Genomic DNA, 24,399 nt, shown 5'->3' on the forward strand with positions numbered 1-24,399 from the left:
CAAATCCGCTCGACGTGGCGGCTACCCGGCGCGGATATCCCAGTTACCGACGGTGCTGCGGGTGGGGGAGGTGGCGACGTGAAGGTCGTCGCGGCACAGCTCGACGCACTGCACGCGGCCGCCGAAGATCTGGCCGGTGAGTTGGGGTTGCGCCCGTTGCTGGAGCGAATCCTGCGCCGCTGCACGGATTTGCTCGACTGCGACGCCGGATCTGTTTCGAGCGTCGACGAATCGGCCGGCACCTATCGCAAAGAGGCCGACATCGGCGTCAAATGCCAGTCCGGCCGCGTGTTTTCGTTGTCGGAGGGGATGACCGGCGAGGTGGTCCGCCGCCGCGGGCCGGTCTGGTTCGACCGGTACGAAGACGTGGCGGGCGGCCACATCAGCGACACCGACCGGGCGAGCCTGCGCGGCGTGATCGGAGTGCCGATCGAGTGGCGGGGCCGGATCATCGGCGCCTGCGTGGTGTTCAGCCGCGACGAGCACCGGGTCTTCACCGAGGCCGACGCCGATCTGCTGCGGCTGTTCGCCCGGCACGCAGCCGTGGCACTGGTCAACGCCAACTCGCACGAGGCCGCCGAGGAACGGGCCCGCCTTCAGGCCGCCGGCGCGGAACGCGAACGACTCCTCGTCGAGGTGCAGGGCCTGCTGGCCAAGGGACTTGTCGATCTGACTGCGGAGCTCGACCAGGCCGAGCGGTACGCGCCGGCCACGGTGACCGGACATCTGCGTCGCGCCCGCGCCGAAGCGGAGAACACGATGACCGCGGTGCGCCTGTCGCTCGGCGCCGCCGGCCACTCGCAGTTGGAGGACCGGACCCTCGAGGACGCGCTGCGGGCGGAGCTCGGTTGGGCCCGACGGGCGCGGGATGCCGACGTGCGCCTGGTGGTCGCCGGAGCGCCGGTGCCGCTGGACCGGGCGTTGGCCGAACATGTGTTGAGCGTGGCGCAGGAAGCCGTGTCCAACATCGTGCGGCACTCGGGCGCGTCGACGATCCGGCTCGGGCTGGTCTACAACTCGGCCGCGCTGGCGCTGCTCGTGCAGGACGACGGGCACGGTTTCGTGCTCGACTCGGACGACCAGCGCGCCGGGGTCGGCCTGCGCCGGATGGTCGAGCTCACCGGCAGTGTCGGCGGTTCGGCCACGATCGAGTCGGTGCCCGGCTGGGGCACGAGTGTGCGGGCCACTTTCCCTTACCAGCGCACTGCCGGCGGTGACGACCAGGAGCGCATCGACGTGCTCGTCGTGGCGGCCCGTCCGCTGCTGCGGGCCGGGATATCGCGCCTGTTGGCCTGGTCCGGCCCGAGCCTGGCCGTGATCGGTGAGGCCGCGACCGAAGCCGACGCGCTCTCGGCGATCGACTCCGCGCGCCCGGCTGTGGTCGTGGTGGGTCCGGACCTCGACGGCCAGGACGAGCTGATCAGAAAGGTGGTGGCCGGGGGTGTCTCCGTCGTCGCGATGTGCGCGGCGGGCGACCATCACGCGGTCGCCGAGGCGCTGCTCGCCGGCACGCACTGCTGTGTCGAGACCACCGCGGACGGGCCGACGCTGGCCCGGGCGGTCGTGGCCGCCTCCCGCGGCGAGTCCCTGGTGTCGGACAGCGGTGTCTGGGCCGGGCGGCTGTCCAGCGAGCCCAACCCGGCCGGTCTGACCGCCCGGGAGTTGGAGGTGTACGCCCTGGTCAGTCAGGGTCTCTCCGACAAGATGATCGCCACCCGGCTGGGCATCGCGGTGAAGACCGTGGGAAAGCACGTAGGCGCCGTGCTCCGCAAGACCCGTTCGCGAGGCCGCGCCGAGTTGATCGCCCGCGGGCTGCCTCAACGGTAGGGACGTTACCCATGCCGTGCGGGTACTTTCCCTGATGCTGCCCGCACCGTGGCGCTTCTAGCGTTCGCCGTATGGGTGTGGTGCCGCTCAAGGAGATCGTCGACCGGGCGATGCGCGACCGCTACGGCGTTGCCGCGATCAACATCGTCAACGACCTGACGCTGGAAAGCGTACTCGCGGCCGCGGTGGAGCGGCGTTCACCGATCATCGTCCAGACCTCGGTGAAGACGGTGAAGTCCATCGGATCCGATGTGCTGATGGCGATGTGGCGCGCGATGACGGCCGGCATCGAGGTGCCGTGCTGCCTCCACCTAGACCATTGCCCCGAGCGGGCAGTGATCACCGAGTGCCTCGACAAGGGCTGGAACTCGGTGCTGTTCGACGCCTCGACCATGCCGGTCGAGGAGAACCTGCGCCAGACGATCGAGGTGGTCGCCGAGGCCCGGGCGCACGGCGCCCACGTCGAGGGCGAGATCGAGGCGATCAAAGGCGTCGAGGACGACGTCGGCAGCGACGAGGTCTCCAAGCGGCAGTCGTTGGAGGTCTCGGTGCACTTCGTCGAGACGTCCGGTGTCGACGTGTTCGCGCCGTCGATCGGCAACGCACACGGCGTCTACTCGGCCACGCCGCACCTTGACGACCAGCGCGTCACCGACCTCGTCGCGGCGACCGGCGTGCCGATCGCGCTGCACGGCGGCACCGGCCTGAGCGACGAGCAGTTCACCGACCTGATCGCCCGTGGCTGCGCGAAGGTCAACGTGTCCACCGCGCTGAAGGTGACCTACATGCAGTCGAACCTGGCGTTCCTGCGCGAGACCGAAGAGCGCGGGAAGTGGGACCCGCCGTCGCTGTTCCGCCACGTCGGTGCGGACGTCACCGCGATGGCCGCCGGTTACGTCGACCGCTTCGGGAGCGCGGGGATGGCATGGTGACCGCGCTGGTCTTCGACTGCGACGGCGTCCTGGCCGACACCGAACGGTTCGGGCACCTGCCCGCGTTCAACCAGGCGTTCGCCGAGTTCGGCCTGCCCGTGCGGTGGGACGAGGAGGAGTACGGCCGCAGGCTCGCGATCGGTGGCGGCAAGGAGCGCATGAAGAGCCTGCTGACGCCGGAGTTCGTCGCCGAGGCCGGCCTGCCCACCGACGCGGCCGGGCAGGCCGAAGCGGTCGCCGCCTGGCACCGCCGCAAGACCGAGCTCTACACCGCCATGGTCGAGGCGGGGAAACTGCCGGCCCGCCCCGGGATCGCCCGGATCGTCGAGGAGGCGTACGCCGCGGGCTGGCCGCTCGCCGTGGCGTCCACATCGGCCGAACCGTCCGTGCGTGCCGTGCTGGAGCACGCCGTCGGACCGGACCGGGCGCGCGACTTCACGGTGCTGGCCGGTGATGTGGTGCCGCACAAGAAGCCGGCACCCGATATCTACCTGCTCACCCTCGAACGGCTCGGGTTGGCGCCGCACGAGGCCGTCGTCGTGGAGGACTCACACAACGGGCTGGAAGCCGCGAAGGCGGCCGGGATCGCCTGCGTGGTCACGGTCAACGGCTACACCGCCGACGAGGACTTCACCGGTGCCGCGTTCGTGGTCGACTCGCTGGGTGAGCCGGGCGCCGAACCGGTCACGGTGCTGGCCAACCACAGCCCGGCGCGGCCGGGCGCGTACGTCACGCTGGCCGACCTCGCGGCCGTCTTCGGCGAAAGGGACGCTCGATGACCGACTACCCGCTCGGCCAGGTGGAGTTCGTGGTGCGGACGATCGCGGATACCGCCGTCGCGAACGAGAAGTACTTCGGCGAGCTCGACGCGGTCGTCGGTGACGGTGATTTCGGCTATTCGCTGGCCCGCGGCTTCGAGCTCGTCATCCGCGACTGGGACAGCTTCGACCGCACCGACGTCGCCACCTTCCTGCGTAAGGTCGCACTCGTCATCACCAGCCGGATCGGCGGCACCTCGGGACCGTTGTGGGGCACCGCCTTCCTGCGCGCGGCCACCGCCGTGCCGGGAAAGTCCGCAGTGGATGGTCCCACCGCGGTCCTGATGCTCCGCGCGGCGAGCGAGGGCATCGCGACCCGCGGCAACGCCAGCCTCGGCGACAAGACCCTGCTCGACTCGCTCGTGCCGGCCACCGACGAGATCGAGCGCCAGATCGGCCTCGGCAGTGATGGACCGACCACGGTGCGGGCCGCCGCGACCGTCGCCCGGGCGACCGCGGAGGAGACCGCGAAGCTACAGGCCCGGCGCGGCCGGCAGAGCTACACGGGCGAGCGCAGCATCGGCAGCGTCGACCCCGGAGCGGTCGCCGTCGCCGTCATCTTCGAAGCCCTTGCCGACGCCTGGGCCGTTTGATCTAAGGGGGAGCCGCCATGAAGAAGTTCGTCAACGATCCCAACCAGTTCGTGCCCGAGATGCTCAAGGGTGTCGCCCTGGCGAACCCGGACACGCTGCGCTACGTGCCCGAATACAACCTGATCATGCGGGTCGACGCCCCGAACGACGACCGCGTCTCCCTCGTCCAGGGCTCCGGCTCCGGCCACGAACCCGCCCACGCGATGATCGTCGGCAAGGGCATGCTCGACGCCGCCTGCCCCGGTGACGTGTTCTCCGCGCCGCCGATGGACTACGTGCTGGAGACCAGCAAGATGCTGGCCTCGCCGAAGGGCGTGCTGCACATCATCAACAACTACACCGGCGACCGGATGGCCTTCGACATGGGCAAGGAGCTGGCCGAGGCGGAGGGCGTCCAGATCAAGACGCTGCTGGTCGACGACGACGTCGCCGTGGCGGACTCCACGTACACGATCGGTCGGCGTGGTGTCGCCGGCAACTTCTTCGTCATCAAGGTCGTCGGCGCGGCCGCCGAGCAGGGCGCCGACATCGACGAGCTGGTGCGGCTCGGGGAGAAGGTCAACTCGGTCACCCGGACCATGGGCATGGCGCTCACGTCGTGCACCCCGCCGGCCAAGGGCTCGCCGCTGTTCGACCTGGGCGACGACGAGATGGAGATGGGCGTCGGGATCCACGGGGAGCCGGGCCGCCGCCGCGAGAAGCTCGCCGACGCCAACACCATCGTCGACGAGCTGTTGGAGGCCGTGGTCACCGACCTGCCGTACAAGAAGGGTGACGACGTCGCTTTGATGATCAACGGCCTTGGCGGTACGCCCATCGGTGAGCTCTACATCCTGTACGGCCGTGCCTTCGAGCAGCTCGAGGCCCGTGGCATCCATGTCCGCCGCAACTACGTCGGCGAGTACTGCACCTCGCTCGACATGGCCGGCGCGTCGCTGACCCTCGTCAAGCTCGACGACGAGATCGTCAACGGGCTGTCCGCGCCGGCCGACATCGCGATCCGCACGTTCTAGACGGTGGCCTCGGCTCCGACGAGGTTGCCCCGCATGAGCCAGGTCGGCCCCTGCACGTAGGTGCTCGCTTCGGCGAAGAACGCACCGAAGTAGGGGCCGCCGGCGTGGGTGCTAGTTAGCAGCGTGGTTCAGTGAATGAACCGGGACGGGTAAGCTTTCGGCATGGCTTTGCCCAGCACCTACGCGGACCGCAACTGCTCGCTGGCACGCGCCCTGGAGGTCGTCGGCGAGCGGTGGACGCTGCTGATCGTCCGGGACGCGTTCTACGGCGTGCGTCGCTTCGGCGACTTCGCCACCCAGCTCGGCATACCCCGTGCCAGCCTCACCACCAGGCTGAAGGCGCTGGTCGAGGAGGGCGTGTTCGAACGGGACGTCGACGGATACACGTTGACCCCCAAGGGCATCGCTCTCTGGCCGACGGTACGCGCGTTGATGGCCTGGGGAGACGTCCACTACTCGCCGGCCGGGGTGAAGCGCGCCCTGCGCCACGACGCGGACGGCGGCCTGCTCGACGCGCAGGGACGCTGCGAGCAGTGCGGGTCGCTGGTCGAGGTGCCGGAGACGCGGATCGAGCCAGGTCCCGGATTCCAGCCGACGGTGACCGATCCCGATCTCGTGTCGCAGGCGATGAACCAGCCACGCCGCCTGCTCGACCCCATCAAGCTCTAGCAGTCGCGACGCGTACGTGTCGATGATCATGAAAATGCGTTTGTTCTTCTTCTGCTAACCAACTCGTCGCTCGCCCTGGATCTACTCCCTCGGGAACTGTCACGAGGGGGACCTGATGGTGAAGAAGTCGGTGGCGGGGGTCGTCGTCCTGCTGGCGGCGCTGGGCTTGGTGTCGCCGCCGGTGTTGGCGGCACAGAACGACCCCGCCCACCCGAGATATCTGGGGAAGACGTTCTACACCGGTGAGTTCCACGCGCACACGTCGGTCAGCGACGGCGTCGAACTGCCGCAGGACGCGTTCGACTACGTGCGCGGCCAGACCGACGCGGACTTCGTCACCCTGTCCGAGCACGACGTGATGTGGGACCTGCGCACCGGCGAGGACTTCCTCGACGACTGGCGTGACGCCGACTCGACCGAATGGCGCAAGGTGCACGAGCAGGCCTACGCCTTCAACAAGAGCCAGCAGGACCTGGTGGCCGTCCCGGCGATCGAGAACACCTGGTACGACGGCACCGGGCACATCAACGTCTTCAACACGGACTGGCATGCCACCGCCCGGGCGACGGAGAAGGGCAGCGTCGACGGCTTCGCCAACTCCTTCGGCACCGGCGACCTGAAGTACGACATGCCGACCTTCTTCGCCCGGCTGAAGCTCGACCCGGACGCGATCGCGCAGTTCAACCACCCGAGCACCACCTCGAAGGGCAACTTCTTCGGTTTCCAGGGCCTCGACCCGCAGGTGGACGACCGGATCGACCTCATCGAGGTGAAGACGGCCGCCCAGTTCGCCCAGTTCCAGCAGGCGCTGGACGTCGGTTGGCACCTCGGCCCGGTCTGGAACGGCGACGAGCACACCGCCAACTGGGTCAAGAGCAACGCCGCGATCACCGGTGTCTGGGCGAAGAACCACTCCCTGGACGGCCTCTACGCCGCGATGCGCGACCGCAGCGTCTTCAGCACGCTGGACGTCAACTCGATCCTCGGCTTCAGCGCGGACGACCACCTGATGGGCTCGATCCTGCCCGCCGGCAAGAAGTCGACCGACTTCGACGTCTGGCTGACCGACCCGGACGCGAGCGACTCGTTCACGTCGGTGAAGCTCTACACGAACCACGGCCAGGTGGCACACACCTTCCCGGGCGTCAGCGGCAACAACGTGCACCTGACCCTGGACCGGCCGGTGGCCGACGGCGACTACTACTACGTCCGCGCCGACCAGGCCGACGGTGACTTCGTCGTCTCGGCCCCGATCTGGTTCGGCAAGAAGACGCGCGACGCGAACTACGCACCGGTCATCACCGTCAAGGACCGGGTTCCGGACCACGCGGCGTACGGCCAGACGATCAAGCTGCCCGCGGTGAGCGCGACCGACGACTCCGGCGCGACCCCGACGGTCTCCTACGAGGTGTACGACAGCGCCGGCCTGGTCCCCGTGACGAACGGCGCCTTCCGCGTCCGCAGCTACCAGGACCACTTCGTGGTGGTCAAGGCGACCGACGCGACCGGCAGCACCAACGCGGAACTGCTGCGCATCACGGTCGACCAGGACAAGCTCGACCCCGCCGGGGTGTTCGCCTACTTCGGCAGCACGGCGACCGTGTCCGAGCGCCCCGGCGGCGCCGGCATCGCGGTGACCACCGACCGGACCATCAAGAAGGTGTACGCGCAGGTGCTGCCCGCGGGATCGCGGGACTGGTCGAAGGCGCAGGTGCGCACCTCGACGAACGACCGGCCGTACGAGGTCAACACGATCGGCAACGCCGAGCCGGAGTACCAGCACTCGATCACCGGGCAGGCGTTGCGCAGCCACGAGTTCGACGTCAAGGACCTGCGCGGCGGCTCGCGCTACCAGTACCGCTTCGGCGTCGCGGTCCGCGGCCGCGCGCCCAACCCCTCGGACGCCTCGGCCTGGACCGCCGTCGAGGGCGAGTTCGTGGCCGGCGGGGCGGGAAACGAGCCCGTGTACGTCGTGGGTGACCTTCAGGCGACGACGCACGACGCGGCCGACCTCGGGCTGCTGCGCAACGTGGTCGACCGGTTGAAGACGGAGAAGCCCGGTGGTGGCACCGTTCTCCAGCTCGGTGACCTGGTCGACAACGGCGGTCGCGGCCAGTACTGGGACGAGGTCGCGGACCACGTCTTCGACGGGCTGGACCTGCAGTACGCGCCGGTCGCGGGCAACCACGAGACCTACGGCGACCTGGACTACAACGCGTACTCCGAAGAGCGCACCGCGATCTTCTCCAACATGTTCGACACCCCGAAGAACGGCGTCATCGGCGAGAGCAACTACTCGTTCGACCGGGGCGACATCCATTTCTCGGTGCTGAACTCCAACGTCGACATGGACAAGCAGCTCGCGTGGCTGCGGGACGACGTCCGGGCGTCCGCCAGGAAGTGGAACGTCGTCACGGGCCACTTCTCGTACTACGGCGGTGAGCACGGCAACGACGCTCCGTTGGCGGCCGACCGTCCAAAGGTGACGAAGGCGCTCCACGACCTCGGAGTCGACCTGTACATCGGCGCGCACGACCACGTCTACAAGCGATCGACCATCTTCGAGGGTCGGCTGGCGCAGAACCCGGACGAGGAGGCGCGCGGCACCACGTTCGTCACGATGGGCTCGGCCGGTCCGAAGTTCTACGACAACACCGCGCACTGGTGGGACGACGTCGTCTTCGACGAGAACACCCAGGTCGGCGGCGTCCTGCGGGCCGACGGCGACGGGCTCACCATGAGCACCTACACGATCGACGGCCGGGTGGTCGACTCGTACACGGTGCGTAAGCCGACCGGCGACTTCGAGCTCGCCACCAACGACATCGAGAACCGCGAGCTGCGCGGCGTCGGGTTCCGCAGCTACGCGGGCAGTCGGGACACGCTGACGGTGGCCGCGGCGACGTACGACAACAGCCAGCAGCGGATGATCGAGCTGCGCACCGCCGACGTGCAGCTCGACCACCGGGGCACCGAGCAGTTCGTCACCTTCGACCGCCCGCTCCCGGTGGGGCCGGGCGACACGGTCAAGGTGTTCGTCTGGGACAGCCTGGCCGGCGGCAGGTCGCTGATCCCGGCGGTCACGGTGCGCGAGGGCATCGCCGGCAACGGCACCGCCGCGGACCCTTACCTGATCAAAACGGCGGCCGACCTGCCGAAGATCGCCAACGATCCGGCGGGCGTCTACCAACTCACCGCGGACCTCGACCTGACCGGCACCGCCATGTCGCAGATCGGTCGGCTGGTGAGCTTCACCGGCGTCTTCGACGGCGCGGGTCACACCATCCGCGGCTACACCGCGCCCGCCGACGAGGGCGTCGGCCTGTTCGCCGACAACCACGGGACGATCCGCGACCTCGCGGTCGACGCCGCCATCAACGCCGCGAAGATCACGGCGGGCATCGTGGCCGACGTCAACCACGGCACGATCGAGCGGGTACGCACGTCCGGCTCGATCACCGCGACCGAGCGGGTCGGCGGCATCGTCGGCGACCATTACGGCACGGTGCGCGACAGCTACTCGACCGCCGCGGTCCGCGCGACCAACGTCTACTCGGGTGGCCTGGTCGGCATCGCCTTCGGTGGTTCCACCACGGAGAACGCGTACGCCGGCGGCGCCGTCATCGCCGACGGTCGCAACGCCGGCGGTGTGGTGAGCTACGGCTACGACGAGACCGTCGTGCAGCACGTCGTGGCGATCAACGCGGCCGTCACCGCATCGAGCTTCGCCCACGGCATCGTCGGCCGAGTGCTGGACGGGAACGTCGCCACCCTCGCCGACAACTACACCAGCGCGGTCGTCCCGGTGAGCGTCCAGTCGCTGTCGGCGCCGCCGGCAGCCGACAACTGGAAGGGCGCGCTCGTTCCGGCCGCCGAGGTCCGCACGAAGGCCTTCTACGAGAAGCGCGGCTGGGACTTCGGCGCCGTCTGGGACTGGAGTGAGACCGGACTGCGTCCGGTGCTGCGCGCGGTGTTGGAGGACGTCGCACCGATCGCGACGCCGTCGCTGCCGCGTGACTCGGCTGGCTCTTACATTGTGGACAGTGCTGCCGATCTGGCCCAGGTGGGCGAGTTCCCGGAGTACGACTACGTGCTGGCCGCCGACCTGGACCTGAAGGGGACTTCGTTCAGCTCTCTGGGCGGCCTTCGGGCCTTCACGGGTGCGTTTGACGGTGCGGGTCACACCATCAGCGGCCTCACGTCGACCACGGGCGGTCTCTTCAACAACCTGAGCGGCTCGGTGCACGATCTCGGCATCGTCGGCGCGACGGTCACGAAGTCCACCGCGAACAACGGAATCGTCGCCAACACCAACTCCGGGACGATCGAGCGGGTGTACGTGACGGGCACGATCAGCGGTGCCGGGTACGTCGGCGGCATCGCCGGCACTTCGGCGGGCACGATCCGGGACAGCTACTCGCGCGCCGACGTGACCGTTACGAGCGGGCGTTACTCCGGCGGCATCGTCGGCGTGCCGGCCGCGGGTAGCGTCACCGAACGCACCTATGCCACCGGCACGATCGCGACCAACGCCAACGAGAGCTCCGGCGGCATCACCGGGTACTCGTACACGGGCACCGTGATCCGGAACAACTTCGCACTCAACCCGTCGGTCACCGCGAGCAACTTCGGGCAGCGGGTCGTGGCGCGGACCTACGCGGGGCACTCGCCCACGTTGGAGAACAACTACGCGGTGGAGACGCTGACGGCCGGGAAGCAGAACGACACGACGGTCGGTGCCGCGACGCTCAACGGTTCGACCGTCACTGTGGCCGACGCGCGTTCGCAGTCGACCTGGGAGACCGGGCTCGGCTGGGACTTCACGGCTGTGTGGCAGTGGGACGGGACCCGGCCTCTGCTGCGGTCGGTGCCCGAGAAGACCGTGACTCCGCCGACCGCGCCGGCACTGGACCGGGACACCGACGGTCACTATTTGGTTCGTACGTCCGCCGACCTGGCGGAGGTCGCTTCCTGGCCGGCCTCGACGTTCCGGCTCGCCGGGGACATCTCGCTGACCGGTTTTGCCGGCGCCGGGATCGGTGGCGCAACGGGGTTCACCGGTGAGCTCGACGGCGCCGGCCATGTGCTGACGGGCTTCACGTCGACGACCGGTGGCCTCTTCGCCACGATCGCTGCCACCGGAAGCGTCCACGACCTCGGCCTGGTCGACGCCGCGGTGACCAAGTCGACCAACATCGCGGGCATCCTGGTGGACACCCACCGGGGCACGATCGAGCGGGTCTTCACCTCCGGTGCGGTCACCAGCCCGTCGTACGCCGGTGGCATCGCGGGCACGTCGTTCGGGACGATCCGGGACGCGTACTCGACGGCGACGGCGACGACCACGACCAGCAACTACGCCGGCGGCATCATCGGCGTGGCGGACAGCCCGAGCCGCACGGAGCGGGTCTATGCCACGGGTGCCGTCAAGGCGGGCGGCACCACCGCCGGTGGCCTCACCGGCTACGCCCGGGACAGCGGGACCGTGGTGAAGGACAGCTTCGCCCTCAACCCGACGGTGACCGCGGGGTCACTCTCACAGCGGGTCGTCGCCCGGTTCGCCAATGGACAGACGGCTGCGCTGGCGAACAACTTCGCGGTCGAGACTCTCGTGGCCGGAGTGCAGAGCAACACAGCCACCGGACCGACGACGCTCAACGGTGAGACGCGGACGGTGGCCGAGGCGCAGACGCAGTCGACCTGGGAGAGCGGGCTGGGCTGGGACTTCGGCACGGTCTGGAAGTGGGACGAGGCCGCCGCGCGCCCGGTGCTGCGGGGTGTGTCATCGCCGGTGGTCGCGCCGGCTGGTCTGGTTGTGCCGGCTGGCCTCGTTTTCGAAGCCAGGCCCGATATGGGGATCACGTCGGTCGGTCACGAGGCGGTACTCGGGGCGGACGGCGTGGCGACGGTGACCGCGCACCTGGGTGCGGCCGCGGCGGGGGCGCGGCTCAGCGTGCTGCTGCTCGACGGCAAGCGGATCGCCTACCTCAACGAGGCGAAGCTTGACTCCGCCGGCGACGCCACGTTGCACATCGCGGTGCCGACGTTGGACAAGTTCACGATCGCGCTCGGCACGTCCGCGGGAACTCCGCGGTACGTGGCACCGCTCGATCCTTCCGGTGGTCCGACGAAAATCAAGATCACGGTGGACGGACGCGGTGTCGCGTTCGCCGACAAGCACCAGACCGCGGGCAGCATCCTGCGTGCGGCCGGGGTCGACCCGGCAAAGTACGATCTTGCCGAAGCACGGGGTCGCGGGAAGCAGCACGTCTTCCCCGACAACCACCCCATCACCGTTAAGGAAGGCGACGCGTACGCGACGGTGCGAACCTCGCGTTAGACGACGGCGCCGACAGGCGTCGCCGAGGCCCGTTTCGCGGCCTCGGCGGCGCCTGTTTTTGTGGTTGCCAAAAGGTACCTTGCTGCGGCAAGGTAGTGGGTATGCAGACCGACCCGAAGCTCGTCGCACTGCGGCGCGGCCTGCTCGAACCACTCGTCCTGGCCGCCGTCGAGTCCCAGCAGCGATATGCGGCGGAGATCCTCGCGGGGTTGCAGGAGGTGGGTTTCCCGGCGCAGGAGGGCGCGCTCTATCCGCTGCTGAGCAAACTCCGGCGAGACGGCCTGGTCGAGCACGAGTGGCGCGAGTCCCTGTCCGGCCCGCCACGGAAGTACTTCTCCCTGACGGATGCGGGCAGAGCTCAGTTGGAGGAGTTCCGCTCGTACTGGAACCAACTGTCGTACATGATCGACACGATTGGACAATGAGCCATGGATGAGCCGATCTCCATCCGCCTGACCGGGCACGCCGCGGCCTTCCCCGCCACCCGCGAAGCCCGCGACGCACTGCGGCAGTATGTCGACGACGCCCGCACCAGACTGCGCTTCGACCCGGACGCGGACGAGATCGTCCGAGACCTCGAGACGGCGATCGGCGACCGCCTGAGCACACACGAGGTGCTGACCGGCAACCAGATGACGGCGATCCTGGCCGACCTGGGCCCGGTAGGCGCAGCGAACCCGTCGCCACCCCGAGGCCGCTTCTGGTGCCGGATCGAAGAGAAACAATGGTTCGGCGGCATCTGCGGTGGCTTGGCCGCCTACGGCAACTTCAGCCTCGACTGGACCAGGACGATCGCATTGGCACTGCTCGCCTTCAGCGGCGGCCTGCTCGTGATCCCGTACCTGATCCTGCTCTTCGTGCTCCCCGTCGTCCCGACGTTCGCCGAGTACGAGCGCCAACGCGACAGCCCGCGATAGGCGGCAGGGTCGTCGGCCGGATGAGGCCATTGGCCGCAGTAGGCCACGGTCTGGAGCGGCGCGTCACCTCGGGACTCACCTACCGTGGGCCTGTCGCGCCAAGGAGGCCAGATGATCATCGATTGGAACGGGTCGCGCTCATCCGGCCGCCTGGCCGCGTTGCTGGTGGCGTTCGTGCTGGCCCTGGCCGGCGCCGCCGCCGTGACCTCGCCCGCGAGGGCCGCCGGCTGCGTGGACGCTACGCGGGTCTTCGCCGTCGACGGCGGCACCGGACGCCTCGTGGAGCTCAACTCGTGCCGCAGCACGCCCGCGCTCGGGCCGGGTGTCGAGGTCGACTCCGCTGACTGGCGGGCGTACCGGCTGGTGACCGGAGTCTTCGACGGCAACGCGGCGGTGCTGTACGCGGTGACCGCGGACGGCCGGCTGCAGTGGCGCCGCCAACCGTCGCCCGGCGCTGCGTTCGGTGCTCCGACATCGGTCGGGTCGTCGATCGACTGGTCCCAGTTCAGCTCGGTGTTCGCGCCCGCCGTCGGTTATCTGCACACCGTGGGCCCGTACGGTCCGGTTAGGACGTTCCGCCACGACGGCTGGGCCACCGGCGCCGGCCCGGTGAGCGAGATCGACCCCCTGTTGGGCAACTTCGCCGGCCCCTCGATGTCCGCGGCGGCGTGGGGCGCGTACGCGGAAGGCAACGAGAGCGGCCATCACTTCCGGATCTGGCGGGTCCCGGGCTATCCCAACTCCAAGGAGTACGCCGACGCGTGGTACGTGAGCGGGCGGCTGCCGTCGGGGGTCACCAGTGTCGCCGGTGCGGAGCCGGAACTGTACGCGGTGGATGGCGCCGGCCGCGTCGTGCGGCTCAAGCAGCCGCCGCCGTGGTCGCCGGGACCCAAGCGCAACTGGGACTGCGCACGGCAGAACAAACAGACGTGGTCTGTCGTCACGACCTCACCGAATGCCGGGTACGCCTCGGTTGTCGTGCCGCTGAGCCACTCGTTCACGCCGCCGGCCGGTCTGAACACACCGCACTTCGGCGAGGACTGTGACCCGATCGACGACCCATGGGAGTGGCAATGATCCGGTCAGTCCGCGGCTCCTTCGCGCACCGCGGCCACCGCGAGCGCGACCCGGTTGGTGACGCCGAAGCGAGTGAGCAGGGCGCCGACGTGCCGGCGCACGGTCCGCTCGCTGACGCCTAGGTGTCGGGCGATCGCCGCGTCGGTCATGCCGGTCAACACCAGACGCAGCACGCTGCCCTGCTCCGAGGAGAGATCGGCGGGACCACCCTCGACCGGCACGGCGCGCGACCAGAGCAGCTCGAAGTAGCCGCGTAGGGCCGCGACGACGACCGGCGCCTGGATCAGGATCGCGCCTTCCATGCCGGTCCGTCCCAGCGGCAGGAGCGCCGCCCGTTCGTCCACCAGCACCATCTTCATCGGCATGCTGGGATACACCCGGCAAAGCCAGCCGGCCGCGATCGACGCGTTCAACATCTGCCTGGCGCCGTCGATCTCCATTGCCGCACGGCTGTAGATGTTGCGGAACCGCACTCCGCGCGCCACCAGGTCGGCCGGCAGGGCGCGCACCGAGCGAGGGTCGGGCGCCCGGGTGAAGTGCTCGGTCTCCAGGCTCAGCACGTCCTGCTGTGCCGACAGGCTCAGCTCCACCGAGAGGGCGCCGATCTCCTGCCGGTCGGTAATGACCCGAACCAGGTCAGTGGGTTCCTCCGCCAGACGGGACGTGGACGCGTACAACTGCTGCAAGGAGGTCATCTCGTCGCGCAGCTTCAACAGGCCCTGGTATTGATCGAGGATCTGCCGCTGGCGGACCAGGATGGCGTTGTCGATGGCCCGGATCGGCTCGACCGCGACCAGCACGGCCACACCGACGTGGCGTTCGCGAGCGAAGGCCTTGTCGATGAGCTCCCGGGATTCCGGCAAGCCGGTGAGCTCGGGGTTGTCCGTCAACGACAACCCACCGGTCGCGATGAGCTTTTCGTAGAGCAGCGCGGCTGGCTCGGACAGCACGCCTCGTAGTCCCGTTCGTGTCACACCATGCCCCCTTCCCGCCCCAGGGCCGTCCGGCGCCGGTGGCAAGAGCGTAGCCGCGCTGATCAATGCCTTGGCGCCGATGCCGCGTCGCACCGACCACACGGACGGCCGGCCCACCCGGGACGGCCGCAACCGGCCAATGGCCTTATGCGGCAACGTTTTCGAGGGCTCGCGCGCCTCGGTGGCACCTATCGTTGAGGTGCCGGCAAGGGCATTTCGGCACGTGAGTCGACGGCGCCGGATAGACGGGGGTGTCCTTGCCGGCACGGCCGCGAAAGACCCGCTCAGGCGCGGGCGCCGCCGTCCACGCGCAGGACCGTGCCCGTGACCCAGGACGCGCGGTCGCTCAGGAGCCAGGCGGCGGCTTCGGCGATCTCGTCCGGCCGCGCGGCGCGGCCGAGGGGCGTCAGTGCCGTGAGGCGCTCGACCAGGCCCGGCGTGTGGGCCGCCCAGGTGTCGATCATCTTCGTCGGTGTGTTGCCGGGTGCGATCGCGTTGACCCGGATGCCCTCCGGCCCGTACGTGATGGCCGCCGACTCGGTCAGGCTGTTGACCGCGCGCTTCATCGCCCCGTACGCGGGAAGCTGTGGGTTGCCCATCAGGCTGCCGATGGACGAGTTGTTGACGATGGCGCCCGTCCCGGCGGTCGCCCGGATCGCGTTCACCTCGGCGACCATGGCCAGCCAGACGCCCTTGAGGTTCACGGCATAGAGATGGTCGAACTGCGCCTCCGTCAGCTCGTCCATCGGGCCGGGCGGGACGAACGTCGCGCCGTTGTTGAAGGCGACGTCGAGCCGGCCGTACAGGTCCACAGCGCGCGCCACCGCGGCCCGCACGCTGCCGCTGTCGCCCAGGTCACACACCACGTGATCCGCGGTGCCGCCGGTCGCGCGGATGTCGGCGGTCACCGCCCGCAGTTCCGTCTCGGTGCGGGCGGCGAGCACCACCCGCGCGCCCTCCCGCGCGAACAGTCGCGCGGCGGCAGCACCGATGCCACGGCCGGCACCGGTGACGAAAGCGACCTTGCCCGCCAGGAGGCCCAGAGTTGTCGTGTCGGTCATGGTTCGAGCGTCCGGTGCTGCGGCGGTGCCATCCAGGCAGCAGCGGTACCTGGCTGACGGACCCGCGGATGGGCAGACTGGGAACGGTGAACAGACCGGAACTGGCGGCCTTCCTGCGCAGCCGCCGCGAGCGGATCACCCCCGCCGAGGTGGACCCGCGGCGCCGCACCCCCGGGTTGCGCCGCGAGGAGGTCGCGGGGCTCGCGTTCATCTCGATCGAGTACTACACGCGCCTGGAGCAGGCCCGCGGCCCGCGCCCGTCGCGTGAGGTGCTGACCGGCCTCGCCCGGGCGCTGCGCCTGACGGACGCCGAGCGCGTCCACCTCCACCACCTCGCCGGCGCGCCGCCCGGCCCACCGCCCGGGCCCGCGCGCGACGTGCGGCCGAGCATCCTCGACCTGCTCCGCCGCCTGCCGGGCGCCGCCGCGTTCGTGACGTCCGCGACGTACGAGGTGCTCGCCTGGAACGACCTCGCCGCCGCGCTCATGGAGGACTTCTCCGCCGTCCCACGCCGCGAACGCAACCTGCTGCGCCGCACCTTCCTCGAGCCGGATCTTGACGGGCGCCGGTTGTACGGAGTCTCCGACCCCGACACCTTCGGCCGCACCGCGACGCACCATCTGCGCGCCGCCGCCGCTCGCTACCCGGACGACCCCGAGCTGAACGCGCTCGTGACGGACCTGCTGGCCGGAAGCGCCGAGTTCGCCCGGCTGTGGCACTCCCACGACGTCTCGGCCCAGCACACGCTGCGCAAGACCTTCGCGCACCCGCGGGTCGGCCCGGTCACGGTCAACTGCGACGTGCTCGACATCGCCAACCAGGACCAGCGGATGGTCATCTACACAGCCGATCCCGGCTCGCCCTCCGAGGAAGCCCTGCGGTTGCTGGCGGTGATCGGCACACAGCGGATGGACGCGGTCCATCAGAAGAGCAGCAGCCGGTAGTCGAACGCGACCGTGAAGAATCCCGCTGCCGCCAGCGTGAGCAGCGTGTAGGAGATCCGGGCTGTGCGACCCCACCAGCGTCCCCGCCAGGCCAGGACCGTCGCCGGCACCATGGGCACGGCGAACACCAGGGAGAGCGTCGCCAGGACCGGCAGGGCCAGCAGGCTCGGCGAGCCCAGGGGCAGGGCCGCCATGACGACGTTCGGGTCGGCCATCACCAGGGCGAACCCGGCGAGAAACGCGGTGGTCAAGGCGGCGCTGAGCCAGGCGGTGCAGCCGGCCAGCCGGGCCGGGCGCGAGGTCCTGACCCGGCGGCGGCGTCGGAGCACGGCCGCGATGGGCAGACCGAGAGCGGCGAGCAGGAAGGCGAGCGCGCCGGCCGCGAACAACGGCAGGTTGACGTTCGGGGTGTCGTACCAGGGAAGCTTTTCGTAGACCTCGGAGGGGATCGCGGAGGAGACCAGGATCCCGGGCTCGGGGAAGGAGATCCGGGCCTGACCGTCGCGTTCCTGGAAGAGCCCGGGGCCGACCTGAACCCAGTGTTGGGTGGACCGGTCGGGATCCGGGGACAGCCCGGTGCTCGTGAGCGTGCCGTCCTGGTTGGCCTGGACGGTCGGCACGGAGAACAGCGACGACGCCTTCATCAGGCTCGTCTGGCTGGTCCGGGCGGAGCGATACGAACCCGCGTACGCGGAGACGTCGGTGGAGAGCCCGGTGGGCGACGGCGCTGAGGCGGCCGGGACGCTCTGGTCGACGATCGTGTTGACGATCTTCTGGACGTCCCAGGCGGCGGCTCCGGCGGTGCCGTCTCCGTTGACGACGACGTAGATGCCGATCTTCTGGTCAGGCAGGAGTGCCATGGCGCTGTGGTAGCCGGGGACGTCGCCGTCCTTGTAGAGGAGCCGCGATCCGTTGCGGGGGCGCCCTTCCAGGACGTAGCCCATGCCGGGCATCCGGTCGTCGGCCGTGACGTGGCGCTGCTGCAGCTTCCGGGCGATCGGGTCGCCGTCGAGCTGGTAGGTCAGGTATCTGGCCATGTCGGCCGGCGTGACGGCGGGACCCGTGCCGGACGGCGTCCACGGTGCGTACTGGCCCGTACGAGGTGCGGCGTACCTCCGCGCTGATCCCGGCCGCCGCGGGACGACGCGTTGTTGGCGGTCGTCGTCCGCGAAGCCGTCACCAGCGTGCTGCGGCACAGCACCGCCACCTGTTGCCTCATCGAGATCACACCGGACGGCCTTGTCATCGCCAACGACGGCGCCCACTCCGCCCGTGGACGCGGCACCGGCACGGCGAATCTGACGGCTCGCGTGACCGCTGCGGGCGGCACCCTCAGCGTCGGCGGTGCCGTGGGTGAATACCGCTTGAGCGTCCTATATCCAGCCGTTCTCGCCCGCGATGCGGACGGCGTCGAGCCGGTTGCGTGCGTCTAGCTTCGTGACGATCGCTCCCAGGTAGTCGCGCACCGTCCCCTTGCTGAGAAAGAACTCCTCCGCGATCTCGGCCAGTTCCGCCCCTTCGCCGGCCCGACGCAACACCTGCGCCTCCCGCTGGCTCAGCGGATTGGCCCGACCCGCGATCGCCGCGGCCGCCAGGTTGGGGTCAACGACGGTCTCGCCGGCGGCCCACCCTGCGGATCGCCTCGGCCAACCGCTCCGGCGGCGCGTCCTTGACCATGAACCCACGCGCGCCGATCGCCAGCGCCTTGCGCAGCGACTCCGGGTTGCCCGTCGACGTCAGCATCAGCAGCCCGCATTCCGGCGCCCGCTCCCGCAACTCCCGCGCCGCGTCGAGCCCGTCCAGCCGACCCGGCATCTGGATGTCCAGCACGACCACGTCGGGGCGTAGCTCCACCCCCAACGCCACGGCCGCCTCACCCGTGTCCACCGTGCCGGCGACCCGCATGTCGACTTCCAACTCGATCAGCGCGGCCAACGCACGGCTGCGGTCAAGCTGTCAGCGGAGCGTGACGTGATCAACAACGAATCCCATAAAGAACGGAACTCGAAGTATCTGGTACGGTTCTCATATTATCCGAGCTACGTGGCGGAGTCGTTCCATGAGAACCGTATTTCTGACAGTCGCTCTGCTGACGGTGGCCGCGAACGCCTTCTCGGGCTTCGCCGCCATCACCCGCTTCCCGCCGATCATGCGTACGCTGCGCCCGGCACTGGCCAGAGCCGGTGTTCCGGAGTCCTGGCTCGTCTTTCCCATCGGCATCCCGAAGTTGGCCGGCGCTGCCGGCGTGCTGCTGGGGGTGCTCGGCGTGCCGCTGGTGGGCGCCGCGGCCGCGATCGGGCTCGTGCTGTATTTCGTCTGCGCCGTCTACACCCACGTGCGAGTCAGCGACTACAGCGTGCAGTTCTATCTGGCCAACGTCTTTCTCGCCCTCGCCGTTGCGACCCTGGCGCTCGACCTGGCGACGTCGTGAACCGGGTCGTCGGCATCGCTCGCTTCGTGTGCGCGCTGTTCACCGGGACGTTCGCCGGTTTCCTCGTCGGCGTCCTGGTCCTGGAACTGGCGTTGCGCGGTTACGACGAGCACGTCTACACCCAGGTGCGGCACGTCGAGCTGGTCCGGCTCGACGACCTCGCGTCGGCCACGCTCGTTCCGGCACTCCTCACGGCCGCGCTCCTCGTCGCTCTCACTGCCCGCGGGCGGGGCCGGGGCTTCTGGCTCACCACGGCCGCACTCGCCCTGCTGGCAACGGTCTTCGTCATCTCGCTGCTGGTCAACCTGCCCATCAACGGCGACCAGGTCGGATGGAGCGTGCAGGCCCCGCCGAGGGACTGGGCCGGCATCCGGGACGAATGGCAGATCGCCCACGCCGCACGAACGGCCGCGGCCGTCGTCGCGTTCGGCTGCCTCCTTGCCGCCGCGATGACCAGACCGCCGGCGCGCGGCCGCTGACTTATCCCGCCGTCAGGTCGTCGGTCGCTGATTTCCCGGCTTCGGTGGTGCGACGCACGAAGTCCGCGATCGTCTCGAGCTCGTCCACTGTGTAGCCGGTCAGCAGCTTGTCCATCGACGTGTTCATGCCCGAGTAGAGGCGGAACATCTCCGGGTTGCGTTCACGCAATGCACGCAGGACCACGGCCCGCCGGTCGACCGAGTCGCGGTCGCGCGCGATCCAGCCGCCCTTCTCCAGCCGGTCCAGGATCCCGGTCATGGTGGCCGCGTGCAGGCCGGTCCGCCGGACCAACGCGGTGGGGCTGAGTGGTCCGTGCCGCTGAATGACGTCGAGACAGTCGAGGTCGCTGTCGCGCAGGTCGACGTGCGAGCTGAGCTGGTGATTGAACAGCGAAAGCTGCACGCTCAGTTCGCGCAGCGACTCCTTGATCGCGGTGCTGGTCCGGCGTCGCTGCCGCTTGGTCTCCGCGTCCTCAGCCGCTGGCGCCATCTGACCGTTCCTCCCGAGACATCTAGTACAGGAATCATATTATATACGTCACAGCCTTCAACTGACCGCGGCGCTCGGGCCATATCCAGCACCGACCATATGAAGTTCGTATGATACCTTCCTCGTATGTCATCACCCGTTTCAGGCGAGGGAGCAGTTGTGGAAGATGTGGCGCTACAACGACCTGCGCCCTCGACAGAGTCCGCTGTCGAGGGCACTGGGCGCGTTCGGTCAACGCCGTGGCCATCCGCGGTGGGGATCGGGCTTGGTCTGGCGGCACTGATCGGCGTGTTGGTCACGGCGTTCGCTTGGCCGCCGGCCAAGTCGGCGCCCAAGGACGTCCCGGTCGCCGTCGTCGGGTCCGCGCAGGCGATCGTTCAGGCGGAAGAACAGGTTGATGCCGCATTGCCCGACGCGTTGAAGCTGAGGCCGACAACCGACGTGGAAACGGCTCGCGATCTCATTCGCGCCCGGGAGGTCTACGGCGCGATCGTGTTCGAGGCATCGGCTCCGCCGCGGGTGTTGATCGCGTCGGCCGCTAGTCCCGTCGTCGCGCAGCTCCTGCAAGGCATCGCCGGCCGCATGGCCCAGCCTGACGGCGCTGCCAACGGCCAGGTCGAAGACGTCGTGCCGCTGTCCGTCGACGACCCGCGCGGCGCTACGTTCACGTCCTCGGCGCTGCCGATGGTGCTCGGGGGCATGCTCGTCGGCATCCTGATGTCGTTCCTGATATCCGGCCTCTGGCGTCGGGTCGCCGGTGCCGCGGTCGCCGCTGTGGCAGCCGGGTGGGTGGTGGTCGGGGTGACCCAGGTCTGGCTCGGTGCGCTGGAGGGCAGCGAATGGGTGAACGCCGGCGCGGTAACCCTGGCCATAGCCGCCATCTCGATGACCCTGATCGGACTGGTGGCCACGTTCGGACCGGCGGGGATCGGCATCGGCGCGATCATCGTCTTCCTGGTCGGCAACTCGATCTCCGGGGTCGCCTCGGCGCCGGAGCTGTTGCCAACTGGGTTCGGAGCGCTGGGGCAGATGCTTCCAGCCGGCGCCGCCGGGACGCTACTGCGCTCGACCTCCTACTTCGACTCCGCCGGCGCCGCCGGCCCAATCGTGGTCCTGGCCTCGTGGGGAGCAGCAGGACTGCTTCTCACCGCGCTTGGCCGACGTCTGCGGCCGGCGAGCCATCGAGCGCTCGCCGGATAGTCCCCGCACCCAGCTCAAGAAATGAAGCCCCGACGCCATGGCCGTCGGGGCTTCGTCTCAGTTGTGGTCCGGACCCAGGCAACCTTGCGGGTGGCCGGACCGTGGTAGAGGCGTGACGGACTACACCAAGCCACTGTCGGCGGCGGACGCGTCGTACGTGGCATTCGTCGAGGCGGCCTGGCAACGCCATATCCGGCTGGCCGTGCTGCTGACCGGCGACCGGTTGCGGGCCGAGGAACTGCTCCAGGACAGCCTGGTCAAGATGTACGAGCGGTGGCGCAAGCTGTCCCGGCTCGACGACCTGCATGCCTACCTCCGCCGTTCCCTGGTCAACAACCACACCTCGGTCTGGCGACGGCGTCGCCGGGAGAGCCTCGTCGCGGAGATACCCGACCGGGCCATGCCAAGTGACGGCACCGACGAGGACGCCGACGCACTTCGTCGCGCGCTGTTGTCCCTGCCTCCGAAGCAGCGGGCGGTGGTGGTGCTGCGCCACTACGAAGACCTGTCCGAACGCGCGGTGGCCCAGGCACTGGGCTGCTCGGTCGGCACGGTCAAAAGTCAGCACTCACGGGCGTTGGAAAAGCTCCGGCGGATCGTGGAACAGCCCTCCTACACAGGAAACAGGTGAACTGACATGCACAACCTCGATGAGCGGCTCGCCCACGGGTTGCACCGCATCGTCGACGGGGAGGCCGACTCCATCCCGCCGACCGGAAAGTTGTTGGAGCGCGGCCGGCGCGGCCGCCGCCGCCGCGTGTCCGCCCTGGCGGGTTCGACGCTCGCGGTTGTGGCGCTGGGCGCGCTGGGCATCGCGGCGGTCGCGCAACCGACCCGCGACGTCCCGGCCGGTGCGTCATCAGCCCAGGCGCCGTCGCCGGAGCTCAAGCTCGCCTCGGCGTTCGCCACGAGCAAGGACCTGAGCTACCGGCTACGGCTGACGACCGCCAGCCGGGCTGGTGCGGGCCCCACCTACGAGGGCGCGTTCGACCCGAGGACCGACACCGGGTACCTGGCGTTGGCCCAGAACGCCTCCGTGCGGACCGAACTACTGATCAACGGCACGCGCTACACCATCGTGGATCGGCCGAAGGGCGAAAAGTACGGCTACCGTCAGCAATACGGTAGGCACGACAGGCTGTCGCTCTACGACTCACCGATGGCGGTCGTCGCGCTCGCCGCGGGCGGCGGCGAGCTGCCGGCCGAGGTCGCGCGCATGGGCTCTGCCTCGCCCGATCCCGCGGCGCTGTACGAGATCCTGCGGAAGGCGAACGCCACCATCACGGAGAACGGCGACGGCTCGCTGCACTTCGTGCTCAGCACCCAGGACCAGGGCGGCTCGAACGGGCTGTCCGGCGACATCACCCGCGATGCCGATGGCCGGATCGGCAAAGTCACGCTCACCAGCAACTGGAGCTCGATGCCGAAGATCCCCACCGGCACGATGAGCGCGACACTGGAACTGTTCGACTACGGCGTCGACGTGAAGGTCGAGCGTCCGACCGACATCGTGCCGTCCAAGTAGCGGATCTGCCGGTCCGGCGGGTACTCAGAACGTCTGTCGCGAGCAGCAGCGGGGAGACCACCCGAGCCGACCTCGTTCGTGCGGTTCGTTTGGACACCTCGACCTCCACGACGCGACATGAAATGCCGGACCGCTGGGCGGCGGTCCGGCACGTTTGGGCGGGGGTCAGATCATCCAGCGGTTGCGTTGCACGAGGGGTAGGCGGGCCCAGATGCGGCCGAGGCCCCAGGTGTGTCCGGCGTAGCTGGCGGCGAGGACGACCAGGGCGACTGCGTAGATGAGGTGGTAGTCGGTGATCGGGTTGGTGGAGCCGGATGGCTCGCCGGTCGCGGTGAACCGGTCGAGGGGGAACTCGGCGAGCCACATCATGGTCATGATCAGGGCGCCTGAGACTGCGGCGACGCGTAGGCCGATGCCGGCGATGAGGGCGATGCCGACGGCGGCCATGCCGGTCATGAAGAGTGTGTCGGCCCACCAGGTGCCGGCGATGGATTGGGCGATGGATTGGAATGGGCCGACCTCGACGTGGGAGAGGAAGCCGTTGGTGGGGGATCCGCCGTTGATCCATGCTCGATCGGCGGGGGTGGAGTAGGCGAGGCCGAAGGTCTTGTCGAGGAACGCCCACAGGAACACGAAGCCGGTGGCGATGCGCAGGACTGCCAGGGCGCGGGCGGCGGTAGTGGTCAGCATCGGGCCCGGGGAGGCCGCGTGTTCGAGTGCCGTTGCCCGGGTCGTCGCGGCGTTGGTGGTCATTCTTACCTCCGAGTGGGCTCTGTGTTGACACCCATACCTTCGCCCACGCAACGGGGTTGGCACTCGGGCCAGAACACCCGACCTTGGCGGGACCAACGTCCCGTCCATCCCACGGCCTTCTGTCCAACGGCTCCATGGCTGAGGGCGTGAGCGGAGGAAGAGTGGAGCGACGGGACTGAGGACCCACCATGACGGTCCGTTCGGCACTTCTGCGCTGTCGGCCTCGATCGCATGCTGATGTCGAACGTGACGACAGGTGATCCACGATGGAGGCTCGTTGTGGGTTCGCGTAGGCGCGGAGTTTCTTCGGGCTGGTCTTGCGTTCGGTCAGCCAGGGACTGGTTCGCCAGGCCGAA

23 protein-coding genes are annotated in these 24,399 nt (G+C 69.3%); 16 read left to right on the forward strand and 7 right to left on the reverse strand.

Features of this window, described 5'->3' with window-relative positions; all coding sequences use genetic code 11:
• Nucleotides 1-78 precede the first annotated feature (78 nt).
• From BLV39_RS17640 to BLV39_RS17685, 10 genes are all read left to right on the forward strand, one after another.
• Complete coding sequence (locus BLV39_RS17640; RefSeq protein WP_176984959.1) at nucleotides 79-1,827, forward strand: GAF domain-containing protein; 1,749 nt, start codon at nucleotides 79-81, stop codon at nucleotides 1,825-1,827.
• Nucleotides 1,828-1,898: 71 nt separating this feature from the next.
• Entirely contained in the window at nucleotides 1,899-2,759 is an 861-nt protein-coding gene (locus BLV39_RS17645) for a class II fructose-bisphosphate aldolase (protein ID WP_090793367.1), read from the forward strand.
• Entirely contained in the window at nucleotides 2,753-3,538 is a 786-nt protein-coding gene (locus BLV39_RS17650; RefSeq protein WP_218137082.1) for an HAD-IA family hydrolase, read from the forward strand. The genes BLV39_RS17645 and BLV39_RS17650 overlap by 7 nt, the downstream gene beginning before the upstream one ends.
• Nucleotides 3,535-4,170 carry a dihydroxyacetone kinase subunit DhaL gene (gene dhaL, locus BLV39_RS17655; protein WP_090793370.1) on the forward strand — a complete coding sequence of 212 codons (636 nt, stop codon included), beginning with the start codon at nucleotides 3,535-3,537 and terminating at the stop codon, nucleotides 4,168-4,170. Before BLV39_RS17650 ends, dhaL begins: the two co-directional genes overlap by 4 nt.
• Nucleotides 4,171-4,187: 17 nt before the next feature.
• Nucleotides 4,188-5,183 (forward strand): dihydroxyacetone kinase subunit DhaK, encoded by a 996-nt coding sequence (dhaK, locus tag BLV39_RS17660; protein WP_090793373.1) that lies wholly within the window; start codon nucleotides 4,188-4,190, stop codon nucleotides 5,181-5,183.
• A 162-nt stretch (nucleotides 5,184-5,345) separates the two neighbouring features.
• A complete protein-coding gene (locus BLV39_RS17665; protein ID WP_090793377.1) occupies nucleotides 5,346-5,852 on the forward strand; it encodes a winged helix-turn-helix transcriptional regulator in 507 nt (168 codons plus the stop codon).
• Between the two features lie 115 nt (nucleotides 5,853-5,967).
• On the forward strand, nucleotides 5,968-12,192 hold the full coding sequence (locus tag BLV39_RS17670) for a metallophosphoesterase (RefSeq protein ID WP_090793380.1): 6,225 nt from the start codon (nucleotides 5,968-5,970) through the stop codon (nucleotides 12,190-12,192).
• A 101-nt stretch (nucleotides 12,193-12,293) separates the two neighbouring features.
• Nucleotides 12,294-12,617 carry a PadR family transcriptional regulator gene (locus BLV39_RS17675; protein WP_090793384.1) on the forward strand — a complete coding sequence of 108 codons (324 nt, stop codon included), beginning with the start codon at nucleotides 12,294-12,296 and terminating at the stop codon, nucleotides 12,615-12,617.
• A gap of 3 nt (nucleotides 12,618-12,620) precedes the next feature.
• Nucleotides 12,621-13,109, forward strand: a complete 489-nt coding sequence (locus tag BLV39_RS17680) for a PspC domain-containing protein (RefSeq protein WP_090793387.1) — start codon at nucleotides 12,621-12,623, stop codon at nucleotides 13,107-13,109.
• Between the two features lie 111 nt (nucleotides 13,110-13,220).
• On the forward strand, nucleotides 13,221-14,186 hold the full coding sequence (locus tag BLV39_RS17685; RefSeq protein WP_090793390.1) for a hypothetical protein: 966 nt from the start codon (nucleotides 13,221-13,223) through the stop codon (nucleotides 14,184-14,186).
• 5 nt (nucleotides 14,187-14,191) lie between these two features.
• Here the strand turns inward: BLV39_RS17685 and BLV39_RS17690 are convergent, their stop codons facing one another.
• Both BLV39_RS17690 and BLV39_RS17695 read right to left on the reverse strand, forming a co-directional pair.
• A complete protein-coding gene (locus BLV39_RS17690; RefSeq protein ID WP_143049795.1) occupies nucleotides 14,192-15,160 on the reverse strand; it encodes a helix-turn-helix transcriptional regulator in 969 nt (322 codons plus the stop codon).
• A 284-nt stretch (nucleotides 15,161-15,444) separates the two neighbouring features.
• The gene (locus BLV39_RS17695) at nucleotides 15,445-16,221 is read right to left on the reverse strand and encodes an SDR family NAD(P)-dependent oxidoreductase (protein WP_090793396.1); all 777 of its coding nucleotides are present in this window, start codon (nucleotides 16,219-16,221) and stop codon (nucleotides 15,445-15,447) included.
• An 86-nt stretch (nucleotides 16,222-16,307) separates the two neighbouring features.
• On the opposite strand from BLV39_RS17695, the gene BLV39_RS17700 reads away from it, so the two are divergent.
• A complete protein-coding gene (locus BLV39_RS17700; RefSeq protein ID WP_090797474.1) occupies nucleotides 16,308-17,165 on the forward strand; it encodes a helix-turn-helix transcriptional regulator in 858 nt (285 codons plus the stop codon).
• On the opposite strand, the gene BLV39_RS17705 is transcribed toward BLV39_RS17700, so the two are convergent.
• From BLV39_RS17705 to BLV39_RS44225, 3 genes are all read right to left on the reverse strand, one after another.
• A complete protein-coding gene (locus BLV39_RS17705) occupies nucleotides 17,144-18,361 on the reverse strand; it encodes a serine hydrolase (protein WP_176984960.1) in 1,218 nt (405 codons plus the stop codon). The two genes, BLV39_RS17700 and BLV39_RS17705, sit on opposite strands and share 22 nt — an antisense overlap.
• Nucleotides 18,362-18,538: 177 nt before the next feature.
• Entirely contained in the window at nucleotides 18,539-18,703 is a 165-nt protein-coding gene (locus BLV39_RS44220) for a response regulator transcription factor (RefSeq protein ID WP_239083578.1), read from the reverse strand.
• A 64-nt stretch (nucleotides 18,704-18,767) separates the two neighbouring features.
• Nucleotides 18,768-19,100 carry a response regulator gene (locus BLV39_RS44225; protein WP_239083577.1) on the reverse strand — a complete coding sequence of 111 codons (333 nt, stop codon included), beginning with the start codon at nucleotides 19,098-19,100 and terminating at the stop codon, nucleotides 18,768-18,770.
• Between the two features lie 124 nt (nucleotides 19,101-19,224).
• Here BLV39_RS44225 and BLV39_RS17720 point away from each other — a divergent pair, with 124 nt between their 5' ends.
• Nucleotides 19,225-19,596, forward strand: a complete 372-nt coding sequence (locus BLV39_RS17720) for a DoxX family protein (protein WP_090793404.1) — start codon at nucleotides 19,225-19,227, stop codon at nucleotides 19,594-19,596.
• On the forward strand, nucleotides 19,593-20,075 hold the full coding sequence (locus BLV39_RS17725; protein ID WP_090793408.1) for an anthrone oxygenase family protein: 483 nt from the start codon (nucleotides 19,593-19,595) through the stop codon (nucleotides 20,073-20,075). The genes BLV39_RS17720 and BLV39_RS17725 overlap by 4 nt, the downstream gene beginning before the upstream one ends.
• Nucleotide 20,076: 1 nt before the next feature.
• On the opposite strand, the gene BLV39_RS17730 is transcribed toward BLV39_RS17725, so the two are convergent.
• Nucleotides 20,077-20,565 carry a MarR family winged helix-turn-helix transcriptional regulator gene (locus tag BLV39_RS17730; RefSeq protein ID WP_090793411.1) on the reverse strand — a complete coding sequence of 163 codons (489 nt, stop codon included), beginning with the start codon at nucleotides 20,563-20,565 and terminating at the stop codon, nucleotides 20,077-20,079.
• Between the two features lie 252 nt (nucleotides 20,566-20,817).
• On the opposite strand from BLV39_RS17730, the gene BLV39_RS17735 reads away from it, so the two are divergent.
• The 3 genes from BLV39_RS17735 (at nucleotide 20,818) to BLV39_RS17745 (ending at nucleotide 23,290) form a co-directional block, all read left to right on the forward strand.
• Nucleotides 20,818-21,765, forward strand: coding sequence for a hypothetical protein (locus tag BLV39_RS17735; RefSeq protein WP_090793414.1), 948 nt, complete (start codon nucleotides 20,818-20,820; stop codon nucleotides 21,763-21,765).
• 112 nt (nucleotides 21,766-21,877) lie between these two features.
• On the forward strand, nucleotides 21,878-22,396 hold the full coding sequence (locus BLV39_RS17740; RefSeq protein WP_239083576.1) for a SigE family RNA polymerase sigma factor: 519 nt from the start codon (nucleotides 21,878-21,880) through the stop codon (nucleotides 22,394-22,396).
• A 6-nt stretch (nucleotides 22,397-22,402) separates the two neighbouring features.
• Nucleotides 22,403-23,290, forward strand: coding sequence for a hypothetical protein (locus BLV39_RS17745; protein ID WP_090793421.1), 888 nt, complete (start codon nucleotides 22,403-22,405; stop codon nucleotides 23,288-23,290).
• Between the two features lie 165 nt (nucleotides 23,291-23,455).
• Here the strand turns inward: BLV39_RS17745 and BLV39_RS17750 are convergent, their stop codons facing one another.
• The gene (locus tag BLV39_RS17750; protein ID WP_090793425.1) at nucleotides 23,456-24,043 is read right to left on the reverse strand and encodes a DoxX family membrane protein; all 588 of its coding nucleotides are present in this window, start codon (nucleotides 24,041-24,043) and stop codon (nucleotides 23,456-23,458) included.
• Nucleotides 24,044-24,399 lie beyond the last annotated feature (356 nt).

The sequence above is a fragment of the Asanoa ishikariensis genome, assembly GCF_900107455.1.
In the GTDB taxonomy this organism is placed as follows: domain Bacteria; phylum Actinomycetota; class Actinomycetes; order Mycobacteriales; family Micromonosporaceae; genus Asanoa; species Asanoa ishikariensis.